At 50.8% G+C, this 12,958-nt stretch carries 7 protein-coding genes and 1 pseudogene; 7 read left to right on the plus strand and 1 reads right to left on the minus strand.

What is annotated here, in order from left to right:
• Positions 1-94: 94 nt before the first annotated feature.
• The 7 genes and pseudogenes from Pla144_RS21975 (at position 95) to Pla144_RS22000 (ending at position 11,598) form a co-directional block, all read left to right on the plus strand.
• Complete coding sequence (locus Pla144_RS21975) at positions 95-532, plus strand: hypothetical protein (RefSeq protein WP_146452857.1); 438 nt, start codon at positions 95-97, stop codon at positions 530-532.
• A gap of 131 nt (positions 533-663) precedes the next feature.
• Positions 664-1,572 (plus strand): DUF1559 family PulG-like putative transporter, encoded by a 909-nt coding sequence (locus tag Pla144_RS21980; protein WP_449240219.1) that lies wholly within the window; start codon positions 664-666, stop codon positions 1,570-1,572.
• A gap of 92 nt (positions 1,573-1,664) precedes the next feature.
• Positions 1,665-6,029: a hypothetical protein gene (locus tag Pla144_RS21985; protein WP_146452859.1), complete on the plus strand. Its 4,365-nt coding sequence runs from the start codon at positions 1,665-1,667 to the stop codon at positions 6,027-6,029.
• A 1,136-nt stretch (positions 6,030-7,165) separates the two neighbouring features.
• Positions 7,166-7,426, plus strand: a pseudogene (locus tag Pla144_RS25335) (family 16 glycoside hydrolase); the annotation flags it as partial.
• On the plus strand, positions 7,326-8,351 hold the full coding sequence (locus Pla144_RS25340) for a 3-keto-disaccharide hydrolase (RefSeq protein ID WP_261342337.1): 1,026 nt from the start codon (positions 7,326-7,328) through the stop codon (positions 8,349-8,351). The pseudogene Pla144_RS25335 and the gene Pla144_RS25340, both read left to right, overlap by 101 nt.
• 171 nt (positions 8,352-8,522) lie before the next feature.
• Entirely contained in the window at positions 8,523-9,905 is a 1,383-nt protein-coding gene (locus Pla144_RS21995; RefSeq protein ID WP_231936497.1) for a Gfo/Idh/MocA family protein, read from the plus strand.
• A gap of 37 nt (positions 9,906-9,942) precedes the next feature.
• A complete protein-coding gene (locus Pla144_RS22000; protein WP_146452860.1) occupies positions 9,943-11,598 on the plus strand; it encodes an SUMF1/EgtB/PvdO family nonheme iron enzyme in 1,656 nt (551 codons plus the stop codon).
• Here the strand turns inward: Pla144_RS22000 and Pla144_RS22005 are convergent.
• Positions 11,552-12,616 carry an FAD:protein FMN transferase gene (locus Pla144_RS22005; protein WP_197530932.1) on the minus strand — a complete coding sequence of 355 codons (1,065 nt, stop codon included), beginning with the start codon at positions 12,614-12,616 and terminating at the stop codon, positions 11,552-11,554. The genes Pla144_RS22000 and Pla144_RS22005 overlap by 47 nt on opposite strands.
• Positions 12,617-12,958 lie beyond the last annotated feature (342 nt).

Consider the following 12,958-nt stretch of genomic DNA (forward strand, 5'->3'; position numbering starts at 1 on the left):
TAACTCTCATCCGTTTGATTTCGTAATCTCGAACCACTTGCGGAATCAGGTGGATGGACCAATCCCTCTACAGTACGGATTCTATTTCAGTTTCATGTTTTTAACCAATTCTGCATATTGCTTGTCCGGGCGTTGCACGGTTTTCGCGCCTCTTGTGATCGTGATTGTCGTAGGTTGCTCGAACTCAGATTTACCAGAGCGTGCCCCTGTAACGGGCATAGTTTCTTTAGACGGCAAACCTATTACGCAAGGCAAGGTAACTTTTGTGCCCGACAATGGACCCGCCGCCATAGGAATGATCGATTCCACGGGGCGCTATGTTCTTGCCACAGATCGGCAAGGAAAGGGTGGAGATGGGGCAATGGTAGGACATCATCGCATCAGAGTCATCGCAAGAAGTAATATGGAACCAGGGGCTTTCTCGGTTTCGTTGATTCCCGATAAATACGTGGAATTTGCCAAGTCGGGATTGACGGCGGAAGTAGAAAGCGGCAAAGAGAATCAGATCGATCTAGAACTTTTTTCCAAATAGGACAGGAGTAGGGAGTAATGTTCAATAGAGTTTATCGAGGTCAACAATCAACTTGCCGCGAAAGTCTTATGAGACTTAAGGTGACATCTAGAACTCTAGATAATTTCGTTGATACTTATAAGGCACGGGTTGTGCGCAGAGCATTTCAGGCAGGTTTTACGCTTGTAGAGTTGCTTGTTGTCATTGCCATTATTGGCGTTTTAGTTGCATTGCTGTTGCCTGCGGTCCAAGCAGCTCGAGAAGCGGCTCGACGTACGCAATGCGTTAACAATTTGAAGCAATTGGGCTTGGCTGCGCAAAACTACCACTCCGATAGACGTGTCTTTCCTCCTGGTGAAGATCACGGCACAAGCGCTGAACCAGACTACGCACCTTTCTATCCCGGTGAAGAACACTGTGAATGGGATGGGCAAATGGGCATCTGGTTCAATTTGTTATTTCCGTATATGGAATTACAAAACATCTATGACATGATCGATTTCGACAAACGACCTCAGTATCGTTTTAGAGATAATATTGTTGCCATGAGGATGGAGATCGATGCGATGCTCTGTCCCAGCCATCCTTATCGTGGACAAACTTCACCCTGGGGGCCGGGTGGAACTGCACATATCGTCCATTATTATGCAGTTCATGGCCCCGATGAATACTCATTGAAGCCTCATCCGGACGGATCGACTCATACCTACAATTACTGTGCTGCAGGCGACGGTGTGTTTTACAACGATTCCAAGGTGAAGATCAGCCAAATCACCGATGGAACCAGCAATACGGCAATGATTAGCGAAACCTGGGGAAGCACCGAACCGGACGATACGGGTTTCTCGCGTGGAATGAACCTTCATGCACTTGTCTATTTCGACGATCCGCCCAATAGCTCCCACCTGAGCCCGTGGGAAGCCAACAGCTTTCACCCGGGCGGAATTCAAGTCGTCTATGTAGATGGGTCTGTCCATTTCGTCAGTGATTCCGTACAGCTTGAAGTATTTAATGCCTCAGCGACCATTGCCGGCGAAGAAGTTTATGGCAGTGCATTTTAATAGAGCTAGTCTGTTTCTTGATCACTACTAGAGTGCGAACGCCTCACTCCATTTGCTAAACACTTCTATGAGAATGCTGTCCGGAGAAAACTATGAGCATGAGGTTGGGCCGAAGATTAAAGTTTGAAAACCTGGAGAGTCGCATCGCTCTTTCAGCGAATGGTTTGTTCAATTGCGTAGACCCTTTAGCCTCTCCGGCAGACGGAAATGTACTACTCTACATCGATGACTTTGGTGTGAATGGAGGACCAGCCGACAATACGTTTGTCGCCAAGTTAACAGGAATCACGATCCAAGCAGGCAAGACGTATACGATTGTAGGGGCAGCAGGCAATGCCAACGACCAACCGTTGGGGGATCAAAGTCTCCAGGCATTTAGCACACCCGATGGAACCGTTGGCAATCGAAATTTTATAGGTCAAAATTTTTCCGACAGCGGTCATTGGAATTCACCTTCTCCCGGTGAATGGGTGGACAATAGTTTTGAGTTTCAAGCGGACAGCTTTTCCGCACTAATAGGTGAACAGATAATAATTCTGGTATCTAATTACGGTGGGGGAGATCCAGGAGCTATCTATTGGGACAATTTCCGAGTCCTAGAGGACGGGAATCAGGTTTTTTTCGATAGTTTAGAAGTGTCCCTAGCGCCAGGAAGTGAAGGCGACGTAACGGATGCCGGCTGGGATCTGGGCAATTCTACGGTTGCCAATAGTGGTCTTCTGTACCCAAACTCCGAAGCACCTCCAACGAATGATTTTGGTGTGACAGTTACAGCAAATGCCGTGGAAATCACGAACCCTAAACAGAGATTGTCATTCGTAAAAGACTTTCAGGGCCAATATCGATTATCAACTTTTGTTTGGGACAATGGGCATTGGCAGTCGCTTTTCGATGCACAGCAGCCGATCCTCAGAGGGCCAACATTCGACTTGAATCCTACTTCCGTCAATGTATTGACCAATACGGCGACTGATCTGGCTGTCGAACTCAGCGGCACTCATCCCACGCAGGGGCATCCGTTTACTCTTCTTGTGGAAGGGACAAATGACAGCAATCTACTACACTTCCGCTTTACCCTTGACCTGCAATCTCCTCTGACAATCAGCGGTCCCGAACCATCTGCAATGCTCTGGATGAATCGGCCAGGCGTTGATGTGCAAGTGAACCAAGGGCCATCGAACATCTATACTGGAACCGACGATGTGAACTGGGGCAATAGTTTTCCGGCAGCCTACCTTTGGGATGAAGGCGTCGAAGCAGCTGTATTCTTTGATATGTCAGATATGCAGTGGATGGGGCAGAGCAATTTGAGGCGGTTCAAAGACGTGCGTGTACAGTCCTATTCCGCAGGGGGACAAACCGGGATCGGACTCCGGGCAATTAGCAATGGGGGAAGTACGATTCCTGCTGGGGAAATGGTCGTTGATTTCTATCTGCACGCTGCCGCTCGACCAGACCAACCGACTCGACTCGAAGGTCTCGATACGATGGTTGATTCCTTTGCCCCATTGCATCCTTCCACTGCTGCCTTTCCTTCGAATCGGTTGGCACCCTACTCAACCGATTGGACCACTTTTGCGGCAGGAGTTGACAGTAATCTCCAACTCAAGGGCATTGTATGGGACGATGTCACGAATCTTGAGAACCGGAACTTCATTGCTCAGAATTTCTCTGATAGTGGTTCGTGGAACACAGCACCAACAGGCGGGTGGACGAATAACAGTATTTCGTTCAACTCCAATAACTTTCCTGAACGCGTCGGCGAGGAGTTGTTGATCCTTATATCCAACTATGATGGGGGCGATCCGGGAAGAGTCTACTGGGATAATTTTCGCGTCATAGAGAGTGGAAGTCAGGTTTTTGTCGACAGCCTTGAAACGGGGCTTGCGCCAGGAACTGAGGGCGAGGTTACGGATGCTGGCTGGAATCTTGGTAGTGCGAGTTTGGCAAATAGCGGACTTTTAGTTCCGAACAGTCCTGGCAATCTATTCAATTTAGTCACTCCACTCGCAGCACCTGCTAGTCAGAATACCTTAGTCTATCTGGATGATGACGCTTTTATGCTCAGATCCACTGGAATTACGATCCGAGCGGGAACAACCTATACAATTACTGCAGCTACAGGCCGAGCCAATGGTTCACTTCCTGGCGATCAGAGTATTCAAGCTTGGTCGGCTTCTGCCTTATGGCAAGATGGCCCGCTGTTCGAAGAAAATATAATTGATGCCCTCCATGTGAGTACTGATACGGCAGTTGGTTCGAGTCTTGATCCCTTTCATAACCGTGATAGCGTGCTAGAAGCTTGGGACTTTTCCACGGTCAACAACTACTTGGCTCCTTGGATTGCCTATGACCGACTCCATCAGGATAGTTCCCGGCACGATTTTGTCGTTGAAAAAGCCAACGCACTCCCAATGTTTTTCGACCCAATTGCGGGAATAATGCGGCATGGGACACGCATGCCCGCTCACGTCGGACCATTTGAGATGAGTTGGCAAAATTTTATGTTTCATTTGGAAACGTTGAATTCTTCTCGGATGCTTGCCCCCGATGATTTTAATCCAGCTATTGCCGGTAAATTCCTGATGGCAATGGATGGCCTTATCGAATATGCCCACAATACAAATTACAACTTTCCCCAGTGGTTTGATCCTGTCGCGAAGCTCCCTTCTTCTCAGCAAGATGTTCCTGCGCTAGGAATCGTGAATGAACCTTGGCAGATTGGCACTTTTACCTATCTCATGACTCAGGCGTATGAACTGACTGGTGACGCAACCTATCTGAACGAAGCAACTGTTGCCCTCGATTCCTTTTTTACAAGCCTGTCGTACACCATCTCAAACTCGGTTTATACAACTACCTATGACGATGTTGTAGACTTTCCAGTCACCGAGATCTTTGGCAATGCCTGGGGAATTGCGGCAGCCACTTCTTTGCATCAACTTACAGGTAATGCGAAGTACGAATTATATGCCGACAATTTCTTGAATAGTCTCGTCAGGATGACTTACTGGTATGAAAGCGATCTGTTGTCAGACTCCAAAGATCTGGAATTACGTACGGCAGGCCTATTTCGCAATCATGCGGGAGTCACCACGGGGTCACCCTGGGAAAACTCAGAGGCTACCCTACCCTTAACGGTACTTCTAAAGCATGAATCTCAACCAAATGAATTGGTGCTCAAAATCCTGAATCTGCAACGCATCAATAGTTTCTCTTTTTATCCTGCTGTGCAATCAGACAACGCTCTTGCTTATCCAACACTATTGAATCATGCAGCTGATTACCTCCCAATCGAAGACTATTACACGTTTGAATTTGGAGGTCAGAATGGAGTTAGTGGACGCCGCATATATATGACTGGGGGTGCCTTATGGAACTACTTGCTCTACGAGGCGTATGCCAAATCCGACGATCAGGAGATTTTAATTGTCAGCCTAGATGTTATTGAGGGAGTGGAGAAAGCAATTTCATCGACTGAACGTGAATTCATTGCCTACAACCCAATGGAAGTGAGCAAGACTTTCGGTTTGCAGATGGATCATTTAGCAGCCGGAGAGTATATCCTCTCCTTCGAAGACTCTCTGGGAGTTGTCACACAGCAACCCTATTCAGCGAGTACTTTGGCCTCCGGCATTAGCATGTCGCTAGCATCCGGTGAATCTATGCGAGTGAAGCTGAAGCACATTGATGCCTCAGCGCTGAACTTAAGTATAGACGCTGGACAAAACGCTCGCAATTCCATCTCTCACGCATACCAGCTATTACAGGATGAAGCGATTAAGCAGGGAATCTCGCCTAGTCTCCTGCAGCTTAAGCAAACTTACAAGGATGCTTTGCTAGATTACGACAATCTTTCCTACGACTCTGCCAAACAACAAGCAAACGAAATCATTGCCGCGCTTGTTCAACCTCAAAATGCAGATTTCGACACGGATGGTGACGTCGACGGACGGGATTTTCTCCAATGGCAGCGAGGCTTTGGAGCCGTCTCTGGAGCCAATGTGTCTGACGGCGACGCGAACAACGATGCTGCAGTGAATGGGCTCGACCTGATCCTATGGCAAGAGGCATATGGTTCCCAGTCGGCTCCGCTCAATGTTCAAATTGAGCCACGTCACCAGATGTCAAATGATATCACTAGTCCAATACTTATCTTTAGTGACACCAAATCGATGTTCGGGATCACCACGGGAGTGAATGTCGCTCAACGATTGTACGTCAATAAGATTCCCGTTGAGGAAACGAAAGATTTTTCTCAGTCAAACCCACTCTCAGTCGGTGTTCTTGATTACGTATTCAGTATTCCTGTAAGAGATTGGACAAGTTACACAGGCGAGGGTTTGGAATCGCAATCCACGTACTCCTCCGCCCCACACAACGATAAAGAATCGAATACTAGCTTTGATGCGGTTTTTTCGGGACTAGGCAAGAATGCTATTGCTCCTTTTGAGTAAGTGGAGTGCATTGAGTGGCAGGTTGGTGTGGTTTTGATTGACATATACTCAACTATATTGACACGTGAAAATCTGAGCCGCCTAGTTTTGATATCGCTTTGGTCCCGGCCAACGGAATAACAAACGTGAGCAAGGGTCTGCACAACTCGTTAAATTCCATTGCTATTGTAGCTCCATAGAAGGGAATAGTCTTGTTGACTAGCTCCATTTGAACTAGGACATTCCCAAAGTGGTGAATTGTGTGATGATATTCCAGCGTTTTTTTTCAGTTTGTTGGTTTTCCTAAGTTTTTTTATGCCGGTGAAAGGTCTAGGGTGCTAACAATTCGTCGCTGCCGAATGGCCGTGGCTGCTTAGGTTTTAAGCCGAACTCTTGTATTTACACGAGCCAGTCATTTTTACCGTATTAGCGACCTGACGCTCATGCTTCCGTGTGCCATTTGGATGCGAAATCATATGAACGGTTGGTGGCAACCACAGAGTGCGGCTGATAGAAGTAGAGTAAAGATCAATCTTCCCCCGATAGCCTCTGGCCCATCTTCTAAAATTCGCACGCTCTAATGAGTCCACAATTGTCTCAACTTCTTTGTTATACGTTGAAATGGAGGAGAAGCGTGAAATGCCATAGTCTATCCGTCGAGCCGTAAGTGCTTGCTGCAAAAGAACGTGTAGATTCGAGCTGTCTAAGATGGGTATGAATCAATAGAGATGAGGTTTCGGGGGAAGTAACTATGATCGCACTCATGGCTTTCTCAGTTTTTGGGAACTGAAAAAGTATCCATTGGATTCAGGGAACTCCGATCGCATGAATTGCCTTGAGGCCGTGGGATTCCGAAAAAAAATGCGGGGCAACCCAATTTCCCCAGCAACACCGCGAAACAAGTGCTTACTGAAATAATATTAGGTTGGTTTGACGGAAATCCTTAATGAATACTTGGGTCGCAATTGATGCTTGACATCACCAAATAAATTGGATCGAAATCAGATCAGTTCGGAGCTATTGCAATGTCATTTCGGATTCTTCTATTCGCCTTACTAGTGCTCGCTGGCCCCAGTTTCTCAGCTGCTAAAGATGTGAAGCCGCACAAGGATGCCGTCGCGCTGTTTAATGGCATCGATCTCGACGGCTGGCATGGCATGGGGCATACCGATCCCCAAGTGATCCAGAAAATGAGCGACGCGGAAAAGGAACAGAAAATTAAGAAAGACTCGTTAGATTTCAATGAACACTGGATCGTCGAACAAGGCGAACTAGTCAACGACGGGCACGGAGTCTATGCGACAACCGATCAAGACTATGGAGATATCGAATTGTGGATCGACTACAAAACGGTCCCCCTTGCCGATAGTGGCGTCTACTTGCGCGGCTCGCCCCAGGTCCAAATATGGGATACCACCAAAACTGCTGGGAAATGGGAACTCGGTGCCGATAAAGGATCAGGCGGTCTTTGGAACAACTCGCCGGGCTCCCCCATGCAAAGACCCCATTGTCTTGGCGGATCGCCCCTTGGGCGAGTGGAATCAACTTCATATCATCCAAGTGGGGGCGCGGACCTCAGTCTGGCTCAACGACCAGTTGGTGGTAGATCATGCCATAATGGAAAACTTCTGGGATCGCAAACGACCTCTCTCAAGCAGTGGGCCGATCCAATTGCAAACGCATGGCGGAGAAATCCGCTGGCGGAATATATGGGTCCGTGAGATCCCTGCTAAGGAAGCAAACGAGTTATTGGCGAGCAAAAATCCGGAGGGCTTTCAGTCGATTTTTAATGGCAAAGACTTCACTGGGTGGCGGGGGGCGGTCTCCGAATATGAGATCGAGGACGGGTCTCTGTATTGCAAGAAGGGGCGTGGAAATGGGGAAGTGTTGTATACGGATGGGTCTTACGATGACTTTGTCGTGCGTCTGATGTTCCAACTGCCACCCGCGGGAAATAATGGACTAGCAATCCGCTATCCAGGCGAGGGAGGCGCGTGGAACGATGGAATGTGTGAACTCCAGATCCTCGACTCGGAGCACCCAAAGTACAGGGATCTCGACGTCCGCCAGTATCACGGGTCGGCTTACGGTATGGTCCCGGCCGTGCGCGGCTATCTTCGGCCACAAGGAGAGTGGAATTTCCAAGAGGCAACCGTTGAAGGCCCGACTATCAAAGTCGAGCTGGATGGCTCGATCATACTCGAAACCGATTTAAGTGAAGTCACTGAAACGATGGGCGGGCACGAGCATCCCGGCAGATTGCGAAGCGCCGGCCACTTCGGCTTCGCCGGCCACGACGACCCAGTGAAGTTTTGTGACATTTCGATTAAGGAACTCAAGTAAGGGTAACTTCCAGATTCACGTCACTTTACGTACATTAGCACTTTAGCGGATGTTAGGTAGGCATTGAGGGTTGACTGGCTTTGTAAGACCCTTCCTGCCAAGCAAAGATAAGCTGAAACGAATGTGCGCAACCTGGCGGACACCACCACTTTTTTCATAAAGGAGACCATCGTGAATACTAGCAATACTCCCCAGGATATGTCTTCCACCACCCGCCGGGAATTTCTTCGCACGGGTTCCGCTGCCGTGGCTGTTGGGACGTTGGCTAGCCGACTCAACATCGCCCGTGCAGCCCACGTTGCCGGAGACGATACGATTCGCATAGCGCTCATCGGTTGCGGTGGCCGCGGAACGCAGGCCGCCTCGCAAGCGCTCAACACCCCGGGTAATGTGAAATTGGTTGCAGTCGCCGATGCGTTTGAGGACCGACTGCAAGCTTGTCTTGGACAGCTCACCAAGAGTCCGGCAGACAGTAACGATGATAAGGCACACCAAGGATTGGGCGAGAAAGTCGATGTGTCGAAGGAACGGCAGTTTGTCGGCTTTGACGCCTACCAGCAAGCAATCGATTCGGGAGTCGACATGGTCATTTTGACTACGCCACCTGGTTTCCGTCCGCTTCATTTCGATGCCGCAGTGAGGGCAGGCAAGCATGTCTTTATGGAAAAGCCGGTGGCCGTCGATGCACCCGGGGTGAGGAGTGTGCTGGCCGCGGCGGAAGAGGCTAAGAAGAAGTCGCTTTGTGTCGGCGTCGGTTTTCAGTTTCGACATGATTCTCTCTATCGCGATACGATCAAACGGCTGCATGAAGGCGCAATAGGTGACATCCTCCAAACGCAAGCCTATTTCAACGCCGCTGGCGTATGGGTGCGCGACCGGGCCAGCCTGGAGAAGGCGGCTGGGCGAGAACTCTCAGAAATGGAATATCAGATGCGCAACTGGTACTATTTCAACTGGCTCTGTGGCGATCATATCGTCGAGCAGGCGATCCACTACCACGATGTCAGCAATTGGCTCAAGGGAGACTATCCTGACAAAGCTCAAGGCATGGGGGGCCGCCAAGTTCGCAAGGGCAAGGACACGGGTCAGATTTTTGACCATCACATGGTAGAATTCACCTACCCAGACGGCACTCAAATGATCAGCCAGTGCCGACACATCCCCAATTGTTGGAATCACGTAGGCATTCAAGCGATCGGCTCCAACGGCACCGCCGATATTGGCAAGGGCAGAATTTTGGGCGAAGAGAAATGGCGCTACCGCGGCCCAACTCCCAACCCTTATCAGGTGGAGCACGACGAACTGTTCGCCGCCATCCGCTCTGGTACCCCCTATAACAATGCGGAGAATGGAGCCAAGAGCACAATGACCGTGATTTTGGGCCGCATGGCTACCTATTCCGGCAAGGTAGTTAAGCTGGAAGAAGCGCTGGCCTCGAGCCAGGCATTTGCCGATCCGGGCAGTTACCACAGTTTCGAGGACCAGGCACCCGTCTTGCCTGACAGCGAAGGAAACTATCCGATTGCAGTCCCTGGCGTGACACAAGTTCTATAACGAGGAATCAAGGTTCCTAAGAGAGAAGAAGAAGTGGATGAAGAAGGCACTTAGATACTTGCTCTTGCTCGTGGTTGCTGGCGGCCTGGTCTACGCCCTGATACCCAGCGGCGAGGATGTTGCCCAAAAGTTGGATCGCGCCAACTTAGGTCAGGCAAAACATGTTGCTGCGGTTGACGCGCCCAGCGAAAGCGTTGCGATCGCTCTGTCGGCCGAAAACACGAAGATTGGTTTCACCTGTGCTAAGAACCTTGCCGGCAAGACCGTCACTGTGATGGGCGGGTGGAATAGGGCGCTCGGTGGCCAGTTGCAGGGCCGTATGCTGGTCGAACCTACAGCCAAGAAACTCTTGCAGCTCGAGCTGCAGGTCGACGTCGGCTCTCTCTGGAGTGAGCACGACCTCCTGACCGATGCGCTGCTTACCAAAGGATTCTTTCAAGTCGAAGAGCATCCGCAGGCGACGTTCGTCAGCACGTCGATTACCCCCGGCGCTCCGGAGAACAGCGCTCAAGAAGATGCCACTCACCAAATCGAAGGAAACTTCTTACTCAATGGCATCGAACGCTCGATCTCCTTTCCCGCGAAAATCGAGTTCACGCCGTCGGGGCTCACACTCCACAGCAAGTTCAGCCTGCAGCGCAAAGATTTCAATGTCCTTTTCGTCGATAGCGGCGGCTTTGGCTTGCTAACGGACGATAATATTTCGGAACTGGTTGCACTGGATGGTTCAATCAATGCCACTTTCGACCGCACCCCTGAGAAGCAGGAGCCACCTGAAACTGAAGAGAAGGCCCAGTCTGAAGAGCTGTTTGCCCTGATCGATAAAAGGTTCGGCCTGTTAGAGGAGAAACTCCTCTCGATCGAGAAGAAGGTTGCTGCGCTGGAGGAGAAGAGCCAGCTTGAGCCATTTGACAAAAGCGAGGTTGAGTCGCCAGCCAACGAGTCAACCGACACTTCAAAACTTTCGTCTCATTACATCGAGACGATCCCTGCCACCCAAGTCCCGTTCGAGTTAATTCTGGTTCCTGGCGACCAAGAGGGTGGTATTCCCCCGCTCTACGTGGGCAAGTCCGAAGTGACCTGGGACGAATTCATGCCCTGGGTCGATGGCCGTGACCTGGAAAGCCCTGACCCGCTAGGTGAGTTGCGGGCAATGAAACTCCGGCCCAGCCCCCCGTATGGGGCAGTCGATCGCGGCTTCGGCATGGATCGGCGGCCCGCCTTGAGCATGTCCCGACTGTCAGCCGAACTCTATTGCCAGTGGCTTAGCGAACAGACGGGCAAGACCTACCGCCTGCCAACCGAGAAGGAATGGGAGCACATCTACCAGCTAGGTGGAGGAAACCTCAACACACCCCCAACGGCTGAGGAGGCCGAACGTCTGGCCGTTTATGTCGACAACTCGTTCGACGAGGACATCGACGATTGGGCGACCAAGCCAACTGCCTCGGGCCAGCCCAATAATCTCGGCATTTACGATCTGGCCGGAAACGTCTGTGAGTGGGTCACCGAAACAGGCGAGGAACGCGTTGCCCGGGGGGGCCACTTTGATTCCGACCGCGAAGAACTCGGCGTCGGTCGGCACGTCGAACACCCCGATTGGAACCGTGACTACCCGAACAATCCCAAAAGCATCTGGTGGTTTGTCAACGCCCCTTGGGTCGGCTTTCGTGTAGTTGCGGAGGTCCAGTAGGTGACGGAATACGCGGTTTCTCAATGAAATTGTCGCCAGTCCCCGGAAAAATGGTACTACGAACCTCGGGGAAATGCTCTTTGAGGAGAGCATGGTATGTCGCCTGCGGTAGAATCGTACCGATAGTTGCTAAAGGATCGGAAAGCAAGCCGCGCGGTGCGACTGTGATGCACATTCGCCGGGAGGAAACTCCCAAGCCCGTGTTAGGATCGATCACGTGGCTGATATGCCGGCCATTCATCTGAATAAACTGAGCCGTATCGCCTGAAATACTCACTGCGCAATTGGCTAGCTGCATCGGTTTAGCCTCTGGCTGAGGCGTTTCGACCATCCAACCTTTTTCTCCAGGCGGCGGATCGCCAAAGACTTTATCACCTCCCGCCTCGAAAGCAGCACTGCGAATGCCTTGCTCTCGTAGAATCCGCAAGGCCGCGTCGCCCGCGTAGCCTTTGGCGATACTTCCCAAATCGAGTTGCATGCCGGGCCGCATAAGTTCTGCCGTCTGTTGGTTCGAATCGAGTAGGAGTGCCTGGTAGTCGACAAGCTGACGTGTTTTTTCTAACAAGGTTGCGTGAGGCGGTTGTCCCGACTCTCTTGCTTTGCGCCAAAGGCGGACGACCGGACCGAGCGTCGGATCGTACAAGCCATCGGTCAATTCAGCCAAACGTCGCGCAAACTGAAGCACTTCAAACAATTCCGGACTAACCGCCACCGAACCCATTCCGGCATGGCCGGATAACCGAGACAACTCGCTTCCCGGTTCGAAATCCGACATCATCTGGTTGATCTGCCGAATGCGGTCAAAAGCTGCGGCTGCGGCTAGTTGACCCTCCTCGACCGAAGGGGCCCAGAGCGTCAGGTGGACCATCATCCCCATATGAAACTGCGACACCCGAACCCGCACAAGTTGCGATTCTTCACCCGCGTCAGTGGAGCCTTGGACTGCAGCAATTGCGCTATTACCCTGCGAGCGAACCTCTTCTGCTCGCACGGCAGGCCATCGGTCACATCCACTCATCGGAAAGCAAGCTTCGAAGAAGACTAGAATCCAAATTGGCTGTACTGAACGCATGTCTTCACCATGGCCAAACCAAAATGCGAGTGTCAAGCGGCAGACTTGGCACTGATGATTTGCGAAATTCGGACCGTGGCCCCGGTATAACGCCGGTTTCCGTGAGCCTAAATCAACCCACATTTTCGGAGGTCGAAGATGAGCGGTCAAGGGCAATCGAATTCAATTCGATATCATCTTAACGATGCGAATGCGGGGCTATCTTTGTTGAGCGTCTCTTCACGAAGGATTGAGTTAAGTGCGTTGCGGTCACATGTCACGTTTAGGTTTCGACTTTGTCTCATTTCC

Origin of the sequence: Bythopirellula polymerisocia (genome assembly GCF_007860015.1) — a bacterium.
Classification (GTDB): domain Bacteria; phylum Planctomycetota; class Planctomycetia; order Pirellulales; family Lacipirellulaceae; genus Bythopirellula; species Bythopirellula polymerisocia.